Origin of the sequence: Phreatobacter oligotrophus (genome assembly GCF_003046185.1) — a bacterium.
GTDB classification, from domain to species: domain Bacteria; phylum Pseudomonadota; class Alphaproteobacteria; order Rhizobiales; family Phreatobacteraceae; genus Phreatobacter; species Phreatobacter oligotrophus.
On record NZ_PZZL01000001.1, the window covers coordinates 259,459 to 280,369 of the forward strand.

Here is a 20,911-nt window from a genome sequence, read left to right on the forward strand (position 1 = left end):
ACTGACGACGACGCGGGGGGCCGGGGCGATGCTCCGGTCCCCATCCCTCAGGAGGGCGCAGGATGGCCACCGTCTCAAGCACGTCGACCTCCAGCCTCCTGTCGTCCGCCTATACGAGCTCGACGGCGTCGGCGACGTCCTCCACCAGCTCGACCTCGTCAGGCTCCTCCACGAGTTCGGCCTCGTCGAGCAGCAGCTCCGACAGCTCCGACATCGACTGGGATGCGCTGATCGAGGCGGCCGTGCAGGCCAAGCTCTCCCGCGCCGATTCCATCGACCTCAAGGTGACGTCGAACGAGGCGAAGATCGCCGCCTACCAGAGCCTGCAATCGCTGCTCTCGGATATCGGCACCGCCGCCCAGGCCCTGCGCGCGCCGTCCGGTGTCTCCGCCCGGGATGACGACGCCTTCCTCGACCGCTCCGCCTATCTCACCGCCGTCGGCGACGTCGACGCCTCCGCCTCGCTCTCCGTCTCGGTCGAGAGCGGCACGGAGGAGGGCACCTATGACCTGAAGATCCTGCAGCTCGCCAAGGCCCACAAGGTCGCCGGCAGCGCCCAGTCCTCCAGCACCACCGCGCTCGGTCTGTCCGGCACCTTCACGCTGGGCGTCGACGATGGCGAGGCCGTGTCCGTCGCCATCGACGAGGACATGACGCTCGCCGAGATCGCCGAGGCCGTGAATGCCGACAGCGACACGAGCGGGGTGCGCGCGACCGTCCTCAAGGTGTCCTCGGACAGCTACCGCCTGGTGCTCTCCAGTGTCGATACCGGCAAGACCATTGCCGCAACCGACGGGGAGGGCGGGGTGCTGGCCTCGCTCGGCGTGATCGACGCCGAGGGAGCCTTCGCCGACGAACTGCAGGAGGCGAAGGACGCGATCGTCTCGCTCGACGGCGTGCAGGTGAGCCGCGACTCCAACGACATCGACGACCTCATCGAGGGCATGACCTTCCGCCTCTACCAGACGACGCCGGACGACACCTCCATCTCCGTCGAGGTCGGGGCCGATGTCTCCGGCGTGAAGACCGCCATCCAGTCGCTCGTCGACGCCTACAATGCCTTCCGCGACTTCGCGGTCTCGCAGCAGACGCTGACCAGCAGCGGCACGGCCTCCTCCGATTCCGTTCTGTTCGGCGACGGAACCCTGCGCAGCGCCAACTCGTCCATCTATGACGCGCTCAACAAGCGCATCGGCAGCGAGGCCATGGCGCTGCTCGGCCTCAGCTTCGATGAGAACAACAAGCTCGTGCTCGACGAGACCACGCTCGACGATGCGCTCCTCGACGATCTCGACGCCGTCCAGTCGCTGCTCAGCTTTCAGATGGAGGCCTCGTCCTCCGAGGTGATGCTGCTGAGCCGCGGCAAGGAGGCGCCGGCCGATTTCACCCTGGCCCTCACCACCGCCGCGGACGGCACGCTGACCGGGGCCTCCGTCAACGGCGACAGCTCGCTCTTCACCGTCTCGGGCACCCGCATCATCGGCGCGGAAGGGAGCCCCTACGAGGGCTTCACCTTCGTCTATGTCGGCAGCAAGAGCCAGTCGATCGACATCAGCTTCAGCACGGGCATTGCCGAACTGCTCTACAACGCCGCCGATGCCCTGGCGAACACCAGCGACGGCACGCTGCAGACCCTCGTCGACAATCTCGACAGCACCAACGACGACCTCACGGCCAAGAGCGACACGATCCGCTCCGCGGCCGAGACCTACCGGACCAACCTGACCAATCGCTACGCCCAGTACCAGGCGGCGATCGCGACGGCGGAATCCACCCAGGACTACCTGACCGCCCTGCTCGACCAGTGGAACAGCTCCTCATGACCCACCGCATGTCACAGGCCATTGGCGCCTATCGTTCGATCGCGACCAGTGTCCACCCGCTCGTGGCCGTCGTCCGCCTGTTCGACGAGGCCCTGGTGCAGATCCGCCGCGGCATCCAGGCGACCGAGGCCAAGCGCCACGAGGACAGCTTCATCGCCATCGCCAAGGCCGGCCTCGTGCTCCAGGGGCTGAGCCATAACCTGCGTTTCGACCGCGGCCCCGATGTCGCCGACGCGCTGCTCACCGCCTACACCAAGAACACCATCGCGCTGCACGCCGCCTATGGCCGGCCGGACGCCATCGCCCGTTACACCGCGATCGCCGCCGGCCTTGCCGAGCTGCGCGACGCCTGGGCCTCGGTTGCGGGAATGCGGACGCTGGCCGAAGAGGCCCAGATGGTGACGCGGCCCGCTTCGTCGCAATGAGCCGGTGAAATCCCACTCGCCAAATCACCCGTGTATCGCTTAACAACACGATACACGCCGTTGCAGGCGAAAACGCGCTGCAACATGTCGATACGCATTGGGGCCTCCGGTTGTTGCCGGGAGCCGCGGGGACGAGAGCCATGGAGCGCTGGCAGTTCCAGGATGCCGTTGACCGGTTCGGACCGGACTTCGCGCGCTGGCCTGTCGCCGAGCGGCTGGCCGGCGAGGCGCTGGTGTCGACGGATCCTGCGGCCGCGGCCATTCTCGCAGAAGCCTGCCGCCTGCGTGACCTGATCGGCTCCACGCCGAAGGTCGCGGCGCCGCGCGGCCTGGCCGCGAGGATCGTCGCAACCGCCCTCGCCCAGGACCTTCCCGAAGTCTCGTCCCCGCCGACCAGCGTTTCGGAGCCCACGGGCGCCGCCCTGCCGCGTCCGGCGCACCGCCCGCTCGGCGGCTGAGGCGCGGATCCCCGGGGCGCGCTGCCGTCCCGCTTCGGACCCTCCTCGAAACCTCTCGTTAACGTCTGATTTTCCACGGCTTTCGCCGTGTTCGGCGCGCATTTTCCGCGCCTGATTTTCCTGTCCCGACCGTTTCAGGACTGACGCCACCCCATCGTCGTCGCCACGAAACCCCCGCCTCCGGTGACCGAGGCGGGCAACGGTCGAGGTTTGCCATGAGCATCAGTTCCGTCTCGTCCCTCGCCTCCACGAGCGCGACGACCTCCTCGTCGTCCACCTCCTCGTCGAGCTCCTCGAGCTTCTCCAGCAGCGATTTCCTGACGCTCCTCGTCGAGCAGCTGCAGAACCAGAACCCGCTCGACACCACCGATACCAGCGAGCTGATGAACCAGATGATGTCCTACGCCAGCTACGACCAGCAGGCGCAGACCAATTCGACGCTCACCGAGCTCTCCAACACGGTGTCGAGCCTGTCCTCGACCGTGTCGAGCATCGCCTCCAAGCTCGACATCAGCGCCTGAGGTGCCGCCATGAGCCTCTCCGGCGCGCTCAACTCGGCGGTGTCGGCGCTCTCGGCGCAGAGCACCGCCCTGGCGATGATCTCCGACAACATCGCCAATGCCAGCACCTATGGCTACAAGACGGTCTCCGCGAGTTTCGAGAGCCTCCTGACGGGCACCTCGGCCTCCACCTATTCCTCCGGCGGCGTCGCGGTCGGCACGCTGTCCAACATCTCCATGCAGGGTCTGCTGACCTCCAGCACGACCTCGACCAACATGGCGATCGACGGCAACGGCTTCTTCGTCGTCACCACCGGCACGGGCAGCACCAACACCTCCTACACCCGCAACGGCCAGTTCAGCGTCGACGAGAGCGGCTACCTCACCAACGGCGAGTACTATCTCCAGGGCTGGCCGACCGATGCCGACGGCAACGTGACCGGGGGCACGACGGCGAGCGCGCTGCAGTCGATCAACACCAACAGCGTCTCCAGCATCGCTGCCGCCACGACCGAGATAAGCATGCAGGCCAACCTGCCGGCCGAGGCGGCGGTGGGCGCGACCTTCACCAGCGAGGTCGAGATCTACGATTCCCTCGGCACGGCGGCGAAGACCACCGTGACCTGGGCGAAGACTGCCGAGAACACCTGGACGGCCACTTTCGGCAATCCCACCAGCACCGACGGGACGACGCAGCTCGGCACGGTGTCGGGCAGCGCCATCACCATCAACTTCAATGACGATGGCACGCTGGCCAGCACCTCGCCGAGCCCGCCCAGCCTGTCGATCACCGCCTGGACGACCGGGGCGGCGGACAGCTCGATCAGCCTCGACATGGGGACCGCCGGCACGTCGTCGGGCCTGTCGCAGCTCTCCACCAGCGCCGAGACGCTCAGCGTCAGCCTGGAGACCGAGCAGGACGGGGTCAGCTTCGGCAGCCTCACCGGCATCAAGGTCACCGACGGCACGGTCTACGCCAGCTACGACAACGGCAAGGAGCGCGCGATCTACAAGGTGGCCGTCGCCACCTTCAACAATCCCGACGGCCTCACGGCCCTCGGCAGCGGCGTCTATGGCGCGAGCTCGGAATCGGGCGGCGGCACGCTCAACGTCGCCGGGGCCAACGGCGCCGGCAATGTGCTCGGCAGCAAGCTGGAGGCGAGCACCTCCGACACCAGCACCGAGTTCTCCAACATGATGTCGGCGCAGCAGGCCTATTCGGCCGCGGCGCAGGTCATGTCGGCCGCCAACAAGATGTACGACACCCTCATCTCGGCCGTCCGATGAGCCGCCAGGTCTCCTCAGCGCCGCCCGCGGACCCGCTGCTCCAGGCGCTCGATCGCCTGCTGCGCCGGGTGCGGGAGGGCAGGGCGCATGCCGCCGGTCCGGCCGCGCGCCGCGAGGCGATGGTGCTGTCCGCCGATCTCGCCCTGCTGCTCCGCGACCTGCGCGCCGCGCGCCTCAAGGTTCGCGCCGAGCTCGACACCCTCCTCGCCAAGTCCCGTGCCGGCGACGCCTACCGCCGCACCGCCGCCCTGCGCTCGCCCGGCGGCGGGTTTCCCATTCTTTCCAGGGGATCGTTGCCATGAACGCCCTCACCGCCGAACAGGTCGACGCCATGGTCATCCGCATCATCACGCTGATCGATGCGATGGTCGGGGTCATCGAGGAGGAGAACGCCCTGCTCGCGGAAGGCCTGCCGGCCTCGCTCAGCGAGGTCGTGGGGCGCAAGGCCTCCCTGGCCGCGGAGCTGGAGCAATGGACGCTGGCGGTGCGCCAGCGCAAGCTGCGGCTGGAGACGGCCGATCCCGAGCTCTGCGCCTGGATGCGTCGGCGCGGCGCCGACCTCCAGACGGCCATGGAGGAAAACGTCGCCCGCCTTGAGGCGGCGATCCTCGCAAGCCGCCGCCGCATCGAGGCCGTCATGCGGGCAATGCGCGACCAGATGGCCGAGCGCGGGGCCTACCAGGCCAATGGCCGGGTCGCCGCCGCCGCCCGCGCCACCCATGCGGGCATGGTTGGCCGCATCGCCTGACCGCCGCCCCGCCGAGGGAGGACACCCGTGTCCCTGTCGTCCATCCGCAGCATCGCCACCTCGTCGCTTACCGCGGCGCAGTTCCAGATGAGCGTGACATCGGCGAATGTCGCCAATGCGGATACCGACGGCTACACGCGCAAGACCGCGACCCAGTCCGCCGTGGTCACCGGCGGCGTCGGGACGGGTGTCACCATTTCCGCCATCAGTTCGGACGTCGACAAGTACCTGCTTAAGGACCTGGTGTCGGCGGCGAGCGAGTTCGGCGCCGCCGATGTGATGGCGCAGTTCACCGAAAGCCTTCAAGCGCTCTACGGATCGACGACGGGGAGTTCCGATGGCGGCAACTCGCTCGCCAACAGCCTCGTCACGCTGGAATCCGCCATCTCGTCGCTGGCCGGCACCCCGGAGAGCGAGACGCTGAAGGCCCAGGCGGTGAGCGCCCTCGACGACGTGCTCGGCCAGGTGCGGGAGACCGCCTCGGGCATCCAGGGCCTGCGGGCCGATGCCGATGGCGGCATTGCCGATGCCGTTACCACGGTCAACGACCAGCTGAAGACCCTGGCCGACCTCAACGCCCAGATCGCCGCGGCCACCGCGCGTGGCCAGCCGACCGCCGACCTCGAGGACCGGCGCAACACCGCGCTGCAGGCCGTCGCGGCGCAGATGGACGTGTCCTACTACGTCAATTCCGACAACCAGCTGCGCGTCTACACGACCGGCGGCACGACCCTGCTCGACACCCGCGCCCACACCCTCAGCTACAGCGAGGCCACCGCGGTCACAGCCGATACGGTCTTCTCGGGCATCACGGTCGATGGCAAGGACATTACCGGCCAGATCGGCTCCGGCACCATTGGCGGGCTCCTCACCCTGCGGGACAAGACGCTCCCCGACAGCCAGGACGCGCTGGACGCTCTCGCCGCCGGTCTCATCGACGGGCTCAACGCCGCCTACAACGCCGGCAGCTCGGTGCCAGCCCCGGCGAGCCTCACCGGCTCGACGACGGTCGCTGCGACGGATGCGCTCTCGGCCAGTGGAACCCTGCGCGTCGCCCTGACCGACAGCGCCGGTGCCCTCGGCTCCTATGCGGATCTCGACCTGTCCTCCTATGCGACCGTCGGCGACCTCGTCTTCGCCATCGATGGTCTGAACGGCGTCTCCGCCACGATCACCGGTGAAGGGCGGCTGGTGATCGCCTCCGAGGACGGCACCTCGGGCGTCAGCCTGGCCGATATCGGCGCGGCGGTTGGTGCGAAGGCGGAGGGTGTTTCCAGCTATTTCGGTCTCAACGACCTGTTGACCGGGAGCGGGGCGAGCGACATCCGCCTGCGCGCCGACATTCTCGCGGATCCCGGCAAACTCGCCACCGGCGGCCTCAGCACGGCCACGAGCCTCACCACCGGGGCGAAGGTGATCGGCAGCGGCGAGAGCGCCATTGCGGCTGCGCTCGGCACGGCCCTCGGCGAGGACACGAGCTTCGCCGCCGCCGGGCGGCTCGCGGGGGCGACCGAAAGCGTCGCGGACTACGCAGCGCGCATCGTCGCCGATGCCGCGAGCATTGCGAGTTCCGCGAGCACGGGTCTCACTGCCAAGGAGACGGTGAAGCAGACACTTGCCGACCAGTTCGCCTCCCAGACCGGCGTCAACCTCGACGAGGAAACCGCCCGGCTGAGCGAGCTGGAGCAGCAATACTCGACCGCCGCCCAGCTCCTCCAGGTGCTGAACTCCATGTTCGACGCGCTGCTCAGCGCGGCGCAGTCGACCTGACGGAGGCGCGCCATGGCCATGCGGGTCGCAACCTTCGCCATGAACGAGCGGATGCTGTCCGCTTCGCTGCGCACCCAGGCGAAGATGGCGCAGATGCAGATCCAGCAGGCGACGGGCCAGGTCTCGACCGACTATGGCGGGCTCGGCGCCGCTGCCGGAAAGGTGCTCGATCTCGAAATCTCCACCGCCCGGTCCAAGCTCTACGGGAGCGCCGCGACCGAGGCCAATGCTCGCGTCCAGGTCATGGTCGACCAGGTCTCCACCATGACCGACCGGGTGACGGACCTGCGCGCGCAGGTCACCTCGGCGCTCAGCACCGACCGCACCGACACATCGGCGTCGGACCTCGCCGCGGCCGCGTCCTCCGCCCTTGAGGACCTCGCCGGCCTCCTCAATGTCCGCTACGAGGGGCGCTACCTCTTCGGCGGCAGCGCGACCACCAGCGCACCCGTCGATATCGACGGCTATGCCCCGGCCGACCCCACCGTCGCCGACACGAGCTACTACAAGGGCAACGGGACGATCGCCTCCGTGCAGGTCTCGGCCGATCGCACGATCGCCTATGGCGTGACGGCCGCTGATCCGGCCTTCGAGCGGATGTTGCGAGCCGTCCAGGCCTTGTCTATGGTCGACGGCACCACCAGCGACAGCGACCTTGAGGCCATGTCGGCCGACCTCGTCTCGGCCCTCGATGCCGTGACGGCGGTGCAGTCGCGCCTGTCGATCAGCTCCGCGGCGCTCGAACGCGCCGCCACGAGCCAGCAGGACTACCAGGACTTCGTCGCGAACCAGCTGACCGGGCTGACGGGCGTCGATGTCGCGGCGGTCACGGTGCAGCTGACCGCCTACGAGACCCAGCTCCAGGCCTCCTATGCGGCGGTCGGCAAGGTTCAGGGCCTCTCCCTCCTCGACTATCTGCGCTGACGCGGGGCAGGGCGGTGCGTGATCCGCGGCGGCGGCCACAGCCCGCGCCGGGGCTTGCGACATGATGTCCTGTCCTCCTGCGACCGAGCGCTAAGGTCTTCATAAGGCAGCCGTTTGCGGCATGGGCCGCGGCCGCTCCGGCGAGCTCCGGCTCTTGTGCGACGCCTGTCATCCTGTCGTCATTAAACCGTCGCCCTTCTGTCGTGCTGGGTCTTGAGAAGGGCCCATCGCCACATTGGCGCCCACCCTTCCACCGGGAGACTGTCCATGCCCACACGCCGTCTTCTCCTCGCCGCCGCGGCGGTCGCTGGCCTCGCCACGGCACCTGCGCTCGCCCAGCAGGCGCGCACCCCGATCACCATGTGGATCGGCGTCACCGGGCCGGCTCAGGAAGAAATCATGCGCTATGCGCAGGAGTTCAACGCCAGCCAGACCCAGTTCGAGGCCAAGGTCGAGTTCCGCGGCCAGTATCCCGAGCAGCGCGCCGCGGCCTTCGCCGCCTTCCGCGCCGGCAACCCGCCCCACATCATGCAGATGTTCGATGCCGGCACCGGTGACATGTTCGCCCTGCCGCGCGCGACCATCCCGGTCTCCGAGGTCATGCAGCGCGCCGGCGTGCAGTTCGACCCGGCCGCCTTCATCGGCCCGGCCCGCGGCTACTATTCTCGCCCCGACGGCACGATGAACTCGCTGCCCTTCAACGTCTCCACGGCGGTGATGTTCATCAACAACGACATCTTCACCCGCGCCGGCCTCGACCCGTCCAAGCCGCCGCGCACCTGGCCCGAGGTGATCGCCGCCGCCAATCAGATCCGTGAGCGCAACGCCGCCGAATGCGGCTTCACCACGACCTGGCTCGCCTGGACGATGCTCGAGCAGTACTCGGCCCTGCACGACCTGCCGCTCTCCACCGAGGCCAACGGCCGCGGCGGCCTCAATGCGGTGCTGAACTTCAACGACGCGGCCCGCGTCCGCATGGTCCAGACCCTGGTCGACGCTTCGCGCAACAAGGCCTTCCAGTATGGCGGCCGCTCCAACGACGCCAACGCGCTCTTCGTCGCCGGCACCTGCGGCATGCTCATCCAGTCCTCGGGCGGCCATGCGGCCATCGCCCGCGACCTGAAGGCCTCCTTCTCGGTGGCCGCCATGCCGTTCTGGCCGGACGTGATCGCCGAGCCCAAGAACTCCATCGTCGGCGGCGCCTCGCTCTGGGTGTTCAACGCCCCGAACCGCTCGGCCGAGGAGCTCCGCGGCGTGGCCCAGTTCCTGGCCTTCCTCGCCCGTCCGGAAATCTATGTCCGCTTCGCCAAGGCGACCGGCTTCCTGCCCGCCACCAATGCCGCCTTCCAGGCGATGCAGGCCGAGGGCTTCTTCCAGCAGAACCCGGGCCGCGACGCTCCGATCCTGCAGCTGACCCGCGGCACCCCGACCGCCAATTCGTCGGGCTACCGCTTCGGCCGCTGGACGGAGATCCGCGACATGTACCATGAGGAGGTCGAGCGCGCCCTGCAGGGCCAGCAGACCGCCCAGGCCGCCCTCGACAACGCGGTTCGCCGCGGCAACGAGGCCCTCCGCCAGTTCGAGCGCGCGGTCGGCGCCTCCAACTGATCCATCCTGATCCGCCGCGGGGCGTCCGGCTGCAAGGCCCGGCGCCCCGCGGTTCTATTTGGCGTGACGGCCGCATCGCGAGCGGCCTGTCCCGGGGCCCCCATGGAACGCAAGGTCGTCTATCCCCAGAAGCTGCTGCCCTACCTGCTGGTCGCCCCGCAGATCGCCATCACGCTGGTCTTCTTCTTCTGGCCCGCCGGCCAGGCCATCTGGATGTCGACGCTGCTGCAGGACCCGCTGGGCTTTTCGGTCCAGTTCGTCGGGCTGGAGAATTTCGAGGCGGTGCTGAAGGATCCGGCCTATCTCGCCACCTTGCAGCGAACCTTCCTCTTCTCCTTCGGCGTCACGGCGCTGGCGATGATCCCGGCCCTGCTGCTCGCCGTCATGGTCGACCGCGTGGTGCGCGGCGCCACCGCCTACCGGACAGTCCTCGTCATCCCCTATGCCATTGCCCCCGCCGTTGCCGGCGCCCTCTGGCTGTTCCTGTTCCAGCCCTCGATCGGCACCATCGCCTATCCGCTGCGGTTCCTCGGCATCGACTGGAACCCGCGCATCGACGGCACGGACGCCATGATCGTCGTTGTCATCGCCTCGGCCTGGAAGCAGATCGGCTACAATTTCCTGTTCTTCCTCGCCGGCCTGCAGTCGATCCCGAAATCGCTGCTTGAGGCCGCCGCCATCGACGGGGCGACCGAGGTCCGTCGCTTCTGGACCATCGTCTTCCCGCTGCTGTCCCCCACCACCTTCTTCCTGCTGGTGATCAACATCACCTATGCCTTCTTCGACACGTTCGGCGTCATCCACGCCGTCACCCAGGGCGGGCCGGGCAAGTCGACGGAGGTGCTGATCTACAAGGCCTGGTACGACGGGCTCATCGCCCAGGACCTCGGCCGCTCCTCGGCCCAGGCCGTGATCCTGATGGTCATCGTCATCGGCCTGACCGTCATCCAGTTCCGCTATGTCGAGCGACGGGTGCACTACTGATGACCAGCCCCGTCCTGCCCTCGCTGAAGCCGGGCCGCCACAATCTCATTCCGCATCTCGTCGTTGCCGTGGGAATCGCCATCACGGCCTTCCCGCTCTGGGTGGCCTTTGTCGCCTCGACCCTGAGCAACCCCGAGATCGCCCAGGCGCCCATGCCGCTTCTGCCCGGCAACCAGGCCGTCGCCAACTATGGCGAGGCATTGGTGCAGGGCGGCCGCTCCGGGCGCATCCTGACGCCGCCGGTCTGGGAGATGATGCTGAACTCCACCGTGATGGCCCTGTCCATCGCGGTGGGCAAGATCATCATCTCGATCCTGTCGGCCTATGCGGTGGTGTTCTTCCGCTTTCCCTTCCGCATGGCCTTCTTCTGGATGATCTTCATCACCCTGATGCTCCCCGTTGAGGTGCGCATCGTGCCGACCATCCAGGTCATCACCAACCTCAACATGATGAACTCTTATGCGGGCCTGACCATCCCGCTGATTGCCTCGGCGACCGCCACGCTGCTCTTCCGGCAGTTTTTCATGACCATCCCGGACGAGCTGGTCGAGGCGGCCCAGATCGACGGCGCCGGGCCGATGAAATTCTTCCGCGACATCGTCCTGCCACTGTCGGTGACGAATATCGCGGCGCTCTTCGTCATCCTCTTCCTCTATGGCTGGAACCAGTACCTCTGGCCGCTGCTCATCGGCACCGACGCGCGGATGCAGACCATCGTCATCGGCATGTCCAAGATGATCGATTCGGCCGGCGGCCCGACCGACTGGAACATGGTCATGGCCACCGCCATCCTCGCCCTGTTGCCGCCGGTACTGGTGGTGGTGCTGATGCAGCGCTGGTTCGTGAAGGGGCTCGTCGAGACCGAGAAGTAACGCGGCCCGGCGGAACGACGTCCGCTGGCCGGCGGGAGGACCCCGCGTCTGCGTGATCGCCCGGCATCTGTTTTGGCCATGCCGGCGTACACGGTGCGAGGCTTGAGGCCTCGCACCATCAGGCCATCCCGCATGAGGTGCCGTTCAGCCCGTTGCATCAACGAGAGCGGATTTGCCCTCCCATACCAAGGCTCAGTTCGATCGCCTGTTGGCCCTGATGGCCCCGGCGCTCCGTCCGCCACCCGGCCGCGGGCGGATCGTGACCGCGCTCGTCTTCGGCCTGGTGGTTCATGCCATCTTCGCGGCAGCGGTGATGGCGATGATCGTCGCCATGTACTTCGGCATGAGCATGAGCCTTGGCCAGGTGCCGGCGCCCTGGAGCCATCTCTGCAATGGCCTGCTGCTCCTGCAGTTCCCGATCACCCACTCGCTCCTGCTCAGCCAGCGCGGGGGCCGGTTACTGAACCGGGCGATACCGGTCCATGGCCAGACCCTGTCCACGACGACCTATGCCATCGTCGCATCGGTCCAGCTGCTCCTCCTGTTCGCGCTCTGGACCCCGAGCGGCGTCATCTGGTGGCGGGCGGAGGGCGTGCTGTTGGGCGTGATCAGCGCCGCCTATGCCGCGAGCTGGTTGCTGCTACTCAAGGCGAGCTTTGACGCCGGTGCGGAAGTCCAGTCCGGCGCGCTGGGCTGGATGTCGCTCCTGGCGAACCGCAGGCCACTCTATCCGGACCTGCCGACGGGCGGACTGTTCCGCTTCATCCGCCAGCCCATCTATGTCGCCTTCGCCCTGACCCTCTGGACGGTACCGATCTGGACCCCCGACCAGTTCGTCATCGCCGTCACCTACACGCTCTACTGCCTGCTGGCGCCGAAGCTGAAGGAACGGCGCTTCGCCGCCCGCTACGGCGCACGCTTCGAGGCGTATCGATCCTCCGTGCCCTATGCGCTGCCGCGCCTGTCCGGGACGACGCGCCCGCCCGTTGCGCCGGACGGCAGGGCCGGACACGATCCAGCCGCAGCAGGGCCGCCGCCCTCATCGAAACCGTCGCCAGCCGAGACCTGACATGCTGACCATGGCCCTCCTCGTCACCGCTCTCCAGTTCGGGGGCATGATCCTCTATTCGTTCGGCTTCGCCGCCTTCATCTTCCACGTGCTGCCGCCAAAGGATGCCGGTCCCGTCATCCGCCAGGCCTTCCCGCACTTCTACCTGTTCGTCCTGGCCACCTCCGTGGTGGGCGCGGCCCTGGTCGCGCCGGCAAGGCCGCTGCTCGCCATCGTCCTCGCGCTGATCGCCGTCACCGTCCTCATCGCGCGCCAGGTGCTGATGCCCGCCATCAACCGGGCGACAGATTCGCAGGACCGGTCCCGGTTCAAGCTGCTCCACGGCCTGTCGGTCGCCATCACCCTCACCCATATCGGCGCGGCTGGCTGGGTGCTGGTTCAACTCGGCGCGTGAAGCGGCCCTGTGTTGCCTACGGGCCAACGCGATCCTTCGTCGTGGGATCGCGCCCCCAAGACCGCGGGCAGCGTCACCGTGTCAGGGTTGCGGGTGAACCATGCCGTCGCTAAGAGTCGCGCGCTGCCTGTTTGTGGGATGCCGTGAGCGAATTCGCCCGCCCAGCCTCTGCCCTGATGCGCTGCACGCGATGGCTCGTCGTGCTGGTGATGGTGCTCGGCCTGATCATGCCGCACCATCATGACATGGCCGCCGCCGCCACGGGCCACGCCCCGGCGCATGTCCATGCCGTGGTCGACGCACCGGGCGGGGCAGGGCACGACCACGCACCGGCATCACCGGACGGCAAGATGGCAGGCGACTGCTGCCTCCAGCACGCGCCCTGCTGTGCCCTGCCGCAAACCGCCAGCCGCTTCGTTGCCCCGATGGGGGCGATTGCGGTGCTGGTCCCGCCCGCCGTGCCGGTCCTGTCGGACCCGCTGCTCGACCGCCTCGAACGACCACCACGCTCCGCCGCTTGACCCGCCTGCGCGTGCCCTCGCGGCGCGCGCCTTCCCGCGTCAATCGGAGCCTCTCCCATGCCGGCCTCTGGCCCTTTTTCTCGCATCGCGCGCCTTGCCGCCGCGATGGTCGCCGCGATCGTCATCACCACGAGCCTCGCCCTGGCCGGACCCGGCCATGACCATGGGCCGGCCCCCGCAGGAGCGACGGCGCCGGCAAGCCCGCGCGTCACCGCCTCGTCCGATGCCTTTGAACTCGTCGGCATCGTCGAGGGCGAGGTCCTGGTCGTCTATCTCGACCGCTTCGCCACCAACGAACCGGTCGCCGGCGCGACGATCACCATCAGCCTCAACGGCACCGCGCTGAAGGCCGAGCCCCAGCCCAACGGCACCTACGAGCTCGCCTCGCCCATCCTCAGGGCCCCCGGCCTTGTCGAGGTCATCGCCGAGGTCGAGGCCGGCGGCACCTCCGACCTGCTGGTCGGCGCGCTGACCATTCCCGCGCCGGCCGCAACCGGCACCGCCGCAGAGGGCGAGGGGCGGCTCGCGCGCATCCGGCAGGAGCTGGCGAGCCTGCGCCCGACGCTGCTGCTCGCCGGCGGCCCGCTGCTCCTCGGGCTCCTCGTCGGCATTGGCCTGCGCTCCCGGCCGCGCGTCGCCATGGGCCTCGCCGCCCTCGCTATCCTGGTCATGGCCACCTCGCTGAGCCTTGCCCATGAGGGCCACGACCATGGCGGCGGCGCCGCCGCCACCCAGGGCAACGCCCCGCATCGCCGCGCCGACGGGACTATCTTTCTGCCCAAGCCGACGCAGCGGCTCCTGGAGGTCCGCACCGAGATCGTCCAGCCGCGCGAGGCGGTGCGAACCGTCCGCTTTGCCGGCCGCGTCATCCCCGATCCCAACCGGTCCGGCCTCGTCCAGGCGACCCTTGGCGGGCGCATTGCCACGGCGGGGGGCGGCCTGCCGCGCCTCGGCCAGACGGTGAAGGCCGGCGATGTGCTGGCCTATGTGCAGCCGTCCTTCCAGCCGGTGGACGCCGCCACGCTGCAGCAGACCGAGGGCGACCTCGACCAGCAGATCGCGCTCTACCGGTCGCGTCTCGACCGGCAGAGGGTGCTGGCGGAGCGCAATGCCGTGCCGCGCCAGTCGCTCGAGGAGACCGAGATCCAGCTCCGCGGCCTCGAGCGCCGCCGCGCCGAACTGCGCCAGAGCAAGGTCGTGCCGGAGCCGCTGGTGGCGCCCGCCGACGGCGTCATCGCCGAGGTGCGGGTCGCCAACGGACAGGTCGTCTCGCCGTCCGACGTCCTGTTCCAGATCATCGACCCGGCCTCCCTCTGGGTGGAGGCGCTGGTCTTCGACCAGGTCAATGCCGCGGAGATCCGCGCCGCGACGGCCCGGCTCCCCGACGGACGGGTGGTGGCGCTCTCGCTCATCGGCCGGTCGCGGTCGCTGCAGCAGCAGTCGACGCTGCTCCAGTTCGCCATCCTCGACGCACCTGCCTCGCTGGACATCGGCACGCCGCTGTCGGTGATCGCCGAGACCGGCCAGACCGCCCGCGGCATCGTCCTGCCGCGCGCCAGCGTCACCCAGGCGCCGAACGGCCAGAGCGTCGTCTTCCAGCATCGCGAGGCCGAGCTCTTCGTGCCCCGGCCGGTGCGGATGGAGGCGCTCGATGCCGAGCGCGTGCTGGTCACCGGCGGCATCGAGCCGGGCGAACGCGTAGTCGTGCGCGGCGCACCGCTCGTGAACCAGGTGCGCTGAGCCATGTTCAACATCCTGGTCAATGCGAGCCTGAGAAACCGGCTCTTCGTCATCGCTGCGGCGATGCTTCTCATCGCCTACGGCTCCTTCGTCGTGCCGCGGCTGCCCGTCGACGTCTTCCCCGACCTCAACCGGCCGACCGTGGTGCTGATGACGGAGGCCGAGGGCTTCGCCCCGCAGGAGGTGGAGCAGCTCATCACCTATCCGATCGAGACGGCTATGAACGGCATGCCCGGCGCGGAACGCGTTCGCTCCGTGTCCGGCGTCGGGCTCTCCATCGTCTATGTCGAGTTCGGCTGGAGCACGGAGATCTTCCGGGCCCGCCAGCAGGTGGCAGAGCGCCTCTCGCTGGTGCAGGCGCGCCTGCCGCGCGGCGTCCAGACGCAGATGGGGCCGATCTCCTCGATCATGGGCGAGATCATGCTCATCGCCATGACGGCGACCGGCACGAGCCAGATGGATCTGCGCGAGATCGCCGATTTCGTCATCCGGCCGCAGCTGCTGACCATTCCCGGCATTGCCCAGGTCATCCCCATCGGCGGCGAGGTCCGGCAGTACCGCGTCACGCCCGATCCCGTGGCGATGACGCGCCTGTCGGTGACCCCACAGCAGATCGAGCAGGCGGTGCAGCGCTTCGGCGCCAATACCGGCGGCGGCTTCGTCGACCAGCACTCGCGCGAATACCTCATCCGCGCCATTGGCCTGACCAACAGGCTGGAGGACCTGCGCAACCTCGTCGTCTCCACCCCGAACGGCACGGCGATCCTCCTGCGCCAGGTCGCGCGCGTCGACTTCGCGGCGCGGCCGAAGCGGGGCGATGCCGGCTATCAGGGTGCGCCCGCCGTCATCGTCGGCGTGCAGAAGCAGCCCTCCGCCGACACGGTGACGCTGACCCGCGCGGTCGAGGCGCGCCTGGCCGAGATCCAGCGCACCCTGCCCGAGGGGGTGCGCGCCGATCAGGTACAGTTCCGGCAGGCGACCTTCATCGAGACATCGGTCCGCAACGTGCAGATCGTGCTGCTGGAGGCTGCGGCGGTGGTGGCCGTCATCCTCATCCTCTTCCTGCTTAACGTCCGGGCGACGATCATCTCGCTCACCGCCATCCCCATCTCGATCCTGGCGACGGCGCTCGTCTTCCAGGCGATGGGGCTCTCCATCAACACGATGACGCTTGGCGGCCTTGCCATCGCCATTGGCGAGCTGGTCGACGATGCGGTGGTCGACGTCGAGAACATCCTGCGGCGGCTGAAGGAGAATGCCGAGAAGGCGTCGCCGCTGCCGGTTCTCTCGGTGATCGCGGCGGCGAGCCAGGAGGTCCGCTCCGGCATCGTCTACGCGACGATGATCGTCGTCCTCGTCTTCATCCCGCTCTTCGCGCTGTCCGGCATCGAGGGGCGGCTCTTCACGCCGCTCGGCATTGCCTACATCGTCTCGATCCTGGCGAGCCTCGTCACCTCCATCACGGTGACGCCGGTCCTGTCCTACTACCTGCTGTCCCGCACGAAGATCAGGGAGCACAAGGACGGCTGGCTAGTCCGCCACCTCAAGGCCGGCAACCGGCGCCTGCTGCTCTGGGCCTTCGACCGGCCGAAGACGCTCTTCGCCGCGGTGGCGCTGGGCATTGCGGTGGCCGCGGCCGCGGCGGTGCAGCTGCCCCGGCTGTTCCTGCCGCCCTTCAACGAGGGCACGCTGCTCATCAACGTCCAGTACAACCCCGGCATCTCGCTGGCCGAGTCCGACCGGCTTGGCGCCATTGCCGAGCGGCTGGTGATGCAGGTGCCGGAGGCGCGCAGCGTCGGCCGCCGCACCGGCCGCGCCGAGCTCGATGAACATGCCGAGGGCATCCACAATTCCGAGATCGACGTCGCCCTGTCCAAGTCGGCGCGGTCGAAGGAGGAGGTCTTCGCCGACATCCGCAACCGCCTGTCGGTGCTGCCGGTCAACGTCGCCATCGGCCAGCCCATCGCCCACCGCCTCGATCACATGCTCTCGGGCGTTCGCGCCCAGATCGCGGTGAAGATCTTCGGCGAGGACATCGATGTGCTGCGGACGCTGGCGGCGACCCTCCAGACGCGCCTTCAGGGCGTCGCCGGCCTCGTCGACCTCAACACCGAGAAGCAGGTGCTCATCCCGCAGCTGCGCATCACCCCGGACTTCGAGCGGGCCGCGCTCTATGGCATCACGCCGGCCTCCATCACCGAGGCGCTGGAGGGCCTGTCGAACGGCCGCGTCGTGTCGCAGATCGTCGAGGGCAACCGCCGCTTCGACGTGGTGGTGCGCCTGGCCGAGGACGAGCGATCAACTGCAAGCCTGGCGAATCTGCTGGTGCCGACGCCGAAGGGCTTCGTGCCCCTGCGCCTCATCGCATCCGTCGAGGAGGGCGACGGCCCGAACCAGATCCTGCGCGAGAACGGCCAGCGCCGCATCGTCGTCTCGGCCAATGCCGATGGCCGCCGCGACATGGCGGCGATCATCGCCGATGTGCGGCGGGTCGTGGCCGAGACCAGCCTGCCGCGCGGCTACGGCACCAGCCTTGAGGGCACGTTCCAGGCCCAGGAGGAGTCGACGCTCGTTATCGGCGCGCTGTCGCTGGTCTCGCTCGCGCTGATCTTCATGGTCCTCTACATGCGCTACCAGTCGGCCGTGCTGACCGCGATCGTGCTCACCAACATCCCGCTCGCGCTCATCGGCAGTGTCGCGGCGCTGTGGATCGCCGGCCAGTCGCTGTCGGTGGCCTCGATGATCGGCTTCATCACGCTCGCCGGCATCAGCGCGCGCAACGGCATCCTCAAGGTCAGCCACTACATCAATCTCGCGCTCTACGAGGGCGAGCAGTTCGGCCGCGACCTCGTCATCCGCGGCTCGCTGGAGCGGCTGTCGCCGGTGCTGATGACGGCGCTGTCGGCGGGGCTCGCGCTGGTCCCGCTGCTCTTCGGGGCAGGGGAGCCGGGCCGCGAGATCCTTCACCCCGTCGCGGTGACGATCTTCGGCGGCCTCGTCTCGGCGACGCTGCTCGACACCTTCCTCACCCCGGTCCTGTTCCTGAAATTCGGCCGCCGGCCTCTGGATGCGCTGATCGCCGCCCGCGACCAGCGACCCGTGGCCGGCCCTGCCGTCGTCGACGCCTATTGACCCCTCAATTCCCGAAGGAGACACCCATGAAGACGACATTCATCGCCGCCGCCCTGGCCCTTGCCATCGCCACCGGCGCGGCTCTGGCACAGGCCCGCGGACCCAACGGCGGCATGGTGGGCGGGCCCGCCGATCACCAGGTCGAACTCGTCGTCGCCCCGGCCGAGATCAGCGTCTACCTGCTCCACGACGGCAAGGTCTCGACGGTCGAGGGCTCGGCCGTCCGCGCCGTCGTCCAGGATAGCGGACGCACCATCAACGTCGCGCTCGCCGCGAGCGGTCCGAACCGCCTCGTTGGCCGGCTGGAGGCGCCGCTCGCAAGCGGTGCGCGCGTCGTGATCTCCGGCCGCGACAATCACAACCATTCGATCAGCGCGCGCTTCGTCGTGCCGTGACGCAGCCGAAGCGGCTGCGCTTCAGGCCATGACAACCCCGAGCCCCGGTGGACGCTTCCCGCGTCCGCCTGGGCCCGAGCCTCCATTGCGTTGGGCATGAGAACTGACACTGTCCCGATGAACGCAGAGGTCAGCTGATTGACCTTTCGTCACGTGGTGAAAGGCTTGTTGCCACATTGGCCATCCGATGGTTCACTCGGAGGCGGTGGGAGACAACGTTTTCCGGTTGCCTGATCGCTATCCTGCGGCACGCGACGATAAGGCCGAAGCGCCATTCCGGAAAACAGCCCGCCACGGGGAACACCATGGCAGGGACCGACCATCCATCGTCCAGCGGCGACACGTGTCTGACCTTGCCGGAAGGCGAGACCAGGGCCAGCACGCACAAGATCCTTCATCCCCTCGGAGACGTTCTCTCCCCGAACGGGCAGGGCCAGCTCAGGCGCGCCATCGAGACCCAGGTCATTCCGCGCCTGATGACGGCGCACCAGACGGATCTGGGGTCTGGCTACGATCTGCAGCCCGGGACCACAGTCGCAACGTCGTTCTCCTATGCCGAGGTCGAGGCCTTTTGCGACCTCCTGATCCGGCAGCCCTATTCAGCCGCCGACGCCTATGTCGAGAAGCTGCTGGACGACGGCTTTCCCATTGAAGCGGTCATCTCCTCGGTTCTCTGCAGCGCCGCCCGGCATCTCGGCCTGCTCTGGGACAGCGACCGCGTGACCTTTGTCTCCGTTGCGGTCGGACTGTCGCGCATCCAGCAGCTCCTGCGCTCCTTCGGGCCGAGTTTCAGCGCCAATGTCAAAGCGCGGGGCGAGGGCTTCAACATCCTGCTCGCCCTTGTGCCCGGCGGGGGTCATTCGCTCGGTGTGTCCGTCGTGGAGGAGTACTTTCGCCACGCCGGCTGGCAGGTCGACAATCTCGGCTCGGCGCCGCGGCACGTGCTGCTCGATCGCGTCCACGACACATGGTTCGATGCGGTCGGCCTGTCGGCGGGCGGCGAGATGTCGAATGACGAGATCGCCGCGACCATCGCGCTTCTGCGGGACGCCTCGGCCAATCCGCGCATCTGCGTCGTGGTTGGGGGCTATCATTTCACCGAAAATCCCGATCTGGCCCTGACGCTTGGGGCTGATTTCGGCGCGCGCGACCCTGACCAGGCCATCGCCCTGCTGGAGCAGGTGCCCCGCATGGCGCGCATCGGAGCCTAGCTCAGGGGCCGCGAGGCTCGGCCTCAGGCCCAGCCCGGGCTATGCGTGGCCGCCCTGCGGCCCGACGGGGGCCAGGAGCAATTGCTGCTGCAGCCAGTCCGAGAATTGCCGCAGCGTCTTGCGCGGCTGGGTATGGCGGGGATGGACGAGATAATGGCCGACATAGCGCACCGGCCTGCTGCGCTCCGCCAGCGGAGCGACCAGACGGCCGGATGCGAGCTCCGCCTCGACCAGACGGGTTGATTCCAGCGCGACGCCAAGCCCCTGCGCCGCCGCCAGGATCGCCAGGAAGCTGCGGTCGAAGCGGCTGCCGATCCGCGGCGTCTCCGTCACCCCCTGTGCTGCGAACCAGTCCGACCACTGGACCTGTTTGGTATCGCTCTGGATAAGCGACAGCCCCAGGAGATCCCGCGCGTCGCGGATGGATGCGGCAAGGGCGGGGCTGCAGACCGGGGTGATCGTCTCCTCGCCCAGCGGCATGACCACCAGCCCCTCGGCCCGCGGCGCGCCATAGACGATGTCGGCGTCGAACTCGTCCGAGGTGAAGCGGGTATAGTCGGTGCCGGCGGCGAGCCGAACGTCGGTGCCGGGATGAGCCTCGAGGAAGGACGGCAGGCGCGGCGTCAGCCACTGCGCCGCGAAGCTCGGTGCGCAGTGGAGGCGCAGCAGGCTCGGCGCACGGGCTGAGACGGCCTCCATGCCGCGGCGCAGGTCGTCGAAGGCGCGGCCGACATGCCGCATCAGCACCTCGCCCTCATAGGTGAGCCGGACACTCCGGGCGGCGCGCTCGAACAGCGGAACGCCGAGCGTCTCCTCGAGCTTGCGCACCGCGTGGCTGATGGCGCTCGGCGTCAGGCCGAGCTGCGAGGCGGCGGTGCGGAACGATCCCGTCCGCGCCGCGACCTCGAAGACCCTGAGCAGGTTCACCGGGACATTAAGCATGCGGACAGGTGAATCAGATTCATAAGAGGTTGTAAATTATGCGTTTGTTGGGCGGAGTCGCGCGTGAGAGAACGCGATGACAAACCAAGAAGACGTCATCGGGAGGAT

The 20,911-nt window shown here is 68.4% G+C and carries 20 protein-coding genes; 19 read left to right on the plus strand and 1 reads right to left on the minus strand.

Annotation, left to right across the window (positions count from 1 at the left end; translation table 11 throughout):
• Positions 1-62 precede the first annotated feature (62 nt).
• The 19 genes from fliD to C8P69_RS01380 all read left to right on the plus strand — a co-directional run bounded on the left by fliD (position 63) and on the right by C8P69_RS01380 (position 19,861).
• Positions 63-1,823, plus strand: coding sequence for a flagellar filament capping protein FliD (gene fliD, locus C8P69_RS01290; protein ID WP_108174049.1), 1,761 nt, complete (start codon positions 63-65; stop codon positions 1,821-1,823).
• 8 nt (positions 1,824-1,831) lie between these two features.
• A complete protein-coding gene (locus tag C8P69_RS01295; protein ID WP_245901822.1) occupies positions 1,832-2,248 on the plus strand; it encodes a flagellar export chaperone FliS in 417 nt (138 codons plus the stop codon).
• Positions 2,249-2,388: 140 nt separating this feature from the next.
• Positions 2,389-2,706 carry a hypothetical protein gene (locus C8P69_RS01300; RefSeq protein WP_108174051.1) on the plus strand — a complete coding sequence of 106 codons (318 nt, stop codon included), beginning with the start codon at positions 2,389-2,391 and terminating at the stop codon, positions 2,704-2,706.
• A 215-nt stretch (positions 2,707-2,921) separates the two neighbouring features.
• Positions 2,922-3,227, plus strand: a complete 306-nt coding sequence (locus tag C8P69_RS01305) for a flagellar hook capping FlgD N-terminal domain-containing protein (protein WP_108174052.1) — start codon at positions 2,922-2,924, stop codon at positions 3,225-3,227.
• Positions 3,228-3,236: 9 nt separating this feature from the next.
• A complete protein-coding gene (gene flgE / locus C8P69_RS01310) occupies positions 3,237-4,493 on the plus strand; it encodes a flagellar hook protein FlgE (protein WP_108174053.1) in 1,257 nt (418 codons plus the stop codon).
• Entirely contained in the window at positions 4,490-4,795 is a 306-nt protein-coding gene (locus C8P69_RS01315; protein WP_108174054.1) for a hypothetical protein, read from the plus strand. The genes flgE and C8P69_RS01315 overlap by 4 nt, the downstream gene beginning before the upstream one ends.
• Complete coding sequence (locus C8P69_RS01320) at positions 4,792-5,241, plus strand: flagellar protein FlgN (RefSeq protein WP_108174055.1); 450 nt, start codon at positions 4,792-4,794, stop codon at positions 5,239-5,241. The genes C8P69_RS01315 and C8P69_RS01320 overlap by 4 nt, the downstream gene beginning before the upstream one ends.
• Positions 5,242-5,268: 27 nt before the next feature.
• On the plus strand, positions 5,269-7,011 hold the full coding sequence (flgK, locus tag C8P69_RS01325) for a flagellar hook-associated protein FlgK (RefSeq protein ID WP_108174056.1): 1,743 nt from the start codon (positions 5,269-5,271) through the stop codon (positions 7,009-7,011).
• Between the two features lie 12 nt (positions 7,012-7,023).
• A complete protein-coding gene (locus C8P69_RS01330) occupies positions 7,024-7,935 on the plus strand; it encodes a flagellin (protein ID WP_108174057.1) in 912 nt (303 codons plus the stop codon).
• 267 nt (positions 7,936-8,202) lie between these two features.
• Positions 8,203-9,543, plus strand: a complete 1,341-nt coding sequence (locus tag C8P69_RS01335) for an extracellular solute-binding protein (RefSeq protein ID WP_108174058.1) — start codon at positions 8,203-8,205, stop codon at positions 9,541-9,543.
• A gap of 102 nt (positions 9,544-9,645) precedes the next feature.
• Positions 9,646-10,527, plus strand: coding sequence for a sn-glycerol-3-phosphate ABC transporter permease UgpA (gene ugpA, locus C8P69_RS01340; protein ID WP_108174059.1), 882 nt, complete (start codon positions 9,646-9,648; stop codon positions 10,525-10,527).
• Positions 10,527-11,399 carry a sn-glycerol-3-phosphate ABC transporter permease UgpE gene (gene ugpE / locus C8P69_RS01345; RefSeq protein ID WP_108174060.1) on the plus strand — a complete coding sequence of 291 codons (873 nt, stop codon included), beginning with the start codon at positions 10,527-10,529 and terminating at the stop codon, positions 11,397-11,399. The genes ugpA and ugpE overlap by 1 nt, the downstream gene beginning before the upstream one ends.
• 259 nt (positions 11,400-11,658) lie before the next feature.
• On the plus strand, positions 11,659-12,468 hold the full coding sequence (locus C8P69_RS01350; RefSeq protein WP_245901823.1) for a methyltransferase family protein: 810 nt from the start codon (positions 11,659-11,661) through the stop codon (positions 12,466-12,468).
• Position 12,469: 1 nt separating this feature from the next.
• Complete coding sequence (locus C8P69_RS01355; RefSeq protein ID WP_108174061.1) at positions 12,470-12,862, plus strand: DUF4149 domain-containing protein; 393 nt, start codon at positions 12,470-12,472, stop codon at positions 12,860-12,862.
• Positions 12,863-13,005: 143 nt separating this feature from the next.
• The gene (locus C8P69_RS01360; RefSeq protein WP_146167258.1) at positions 13,006-13,383 is read left to right on the plus strand and encodes a hypothetical protein; all 378 of its coding nucleotides are present in this window, start codon (positions 13,006-13,008) and stop codon (positions 13,381-13,383) included.
• A gap of 57 nt (positions 13,384-13,440) precedes the next feature.
• Positions 13,441-15,123, plus strand: a complete 1,683-nt coding sequence (locus tag C8P69_RS01365; protein ID WP_108174063.1) for an efflux RND transporter periplasmic adaptor subunit — start codon at positions 13,441-13,443, stop codon at positions 15,121-15,123.
• A gap of 3 nt (positions 15,124-15,126) precedes the next feature.
• Positions 15,127-18,255 carry an efflux RND transporter permease subunit gene (locus C8P69_RS01370; protein WP_108174064.1) on the plus strand — a complete coding sequence of 1,043 codons (3,129 nt, stop codon included), beginning with the start codon at positions 15,127-15,129 and terminating at the stop codon, positions 18,253-18,255.
• A gap of 26 nt (positions 18,256-18,281) precedes the next feature.
• Complete coding sequence (locus C8P69_RS01375; RefSeq protein ID WP_108174065.1) at positions 18,282-18,650, plus strand: hypothetical protein; 369 nt, start codon at positions 18,282-18,284, stop codon at positions 18,648-18,650.
• Positions 18,651-18,826: 176 nt separating this feature from the next.
• On the plus strand, positions 18,827-19,861 hold the full coding sequence (locus C8P69_RS01380; protein WP_146167259.1) for a cobalamin B12-binding domain-containing protein: 1,035 nt from the start codon (positions 18,827-18,829) through the stop codon (positions 19,859-19,861).
• Between the two features lie 39 nt (positions 19,862-19,900).
• Here C8P69_RS01380 and C8P69_RS01385 read toward each other — a convergent pair whose 3' ends face one another.
• Entirely contained in the window at positions 19,901-20,803 is a 903-nt protein-coding gene (locus C8P69_RS01385; protein WP_108174067.1) for a LysR substrate-binding domain-containing protein, read from the minus strand.
• Positions 20,804-20,911: the final 108 nt, after the last annotated feature.

Excerpts from the sequence above, each read along its gene's own strand:
- fliD (WP_108174049.1), top strand. The coding sequence starts at position 63 with ATGGCCACCGTCTCAAGCACGTCGACCTCCAGCCTCCTGTCGTCCGCC.
- C8P69_RS01295 (WP_245901822.1), top strand. The coding sequence starts at position 1,832 with ATGTCACAGGCCATTGGCGCCTATCGTTCGATCGCGACCAGTGTCCAC.
- C8P69_RS01300 (WP_108174051.1), top strand. The coding sequence starts at position 2,389 with ATGGAGCGCTGGCAGTTCCAGGATGCCGTTGACCGGTTCGGACCGGAC.
- C8P69_RS01305 (WP_108174052.1), top strand. The coding sequence starts at position 2,922 with ATGAGCATCAGTTCCGTCTCGTCCCTCGCCTCCACGAGCGCGACGACC.
- flgE (WP_108174053.1), top strand. The coding sequence starts at position 3,237 with ATGAGCCTCTCCGGCGCGCTCAACTCGGCGGTGTCGGCGCTCTCGGCG.
- C8P69_RS01315 (WP_108174054.1), top strand. The coding sequence starts at position 4,490 with ATGAGCCGCCAGGTCTCCTCAGCGCCGCCCGCGGACCCGCTGCTCCAG.
- C8P69_RS01320 (WP_108174055.1), top strand. The coding sequence starts at position 4,792 with ATGAACGCCCTCACCGCCGAACAGGTCGACGCCATGGTCATCCGCATC.
- C8P69_RS01330 (WP_108174057.1), top strand. The coding sequence starts at position 7,024 with ATGGCCATGCGGGTCGCAACCTTCGCCATGAACGAGCGGATGCTGTCC.
- C8P69_RS01335 (WP_108174058.1), top strand. The coding sequence starts at position 8,203 with ATGCCCACACGCCGTCTTCTCCTCGCCGCCGCGGCGGTCGCTGGCCTC.
- ugpA (WP_108174059.1), top strand. The coding sequence starts at position 9,646 with ATGGAACGCAAGGTCGTCTATCCCCAGAAGCTGCTGCCCTACCTGCTG.
- ugpE (WP_108174060.1), top strand. The coding sequence starts at position 10,527 with ATGACCAGCCCCGTCCTGCCCTCGCTGAAGCCGGGCCGCCACAATCTC.
- C8P69_RS01355 (WP_108174061.1), top strand. The coding sequence starts at position 12,470 with ATGCTGACCATGGCCCTCCTCGTCACCGCTCTCCAGTTCGGGGGCATG.
- C8P69_RS01365 (WP_108174063.1), top strand. The coding sequence starts at position 13,441 with ATGCCGGCCTCTGGCCCTTTTTCTCGCATCGCGCGCCTTGCCGCCGCG.
- C8P69_RS01370 (WP_108174064.1), top strand. The coding sequence starts at position 15,127 with ATGTTCAACATCCTGGTCAATGCGAGCCTGAGAAACCGGCTCTTCGTC.
- C8P69_RS01375 (WP_108174065.1), top strand. The coding sequence starts at position 18,282 with ATGAAGACGACATTCATCGCCGCCGCCCTGGCCCTTGCCATCGCCACC.
- C8P69_RS01385 (WP_108174067.1), bottom strand. The coding sequence starts at position 20,803 with ATGCTTAATGTCCCGGTGAACCTGCTCAGGGTCTTCGAGGTCGCGGCG.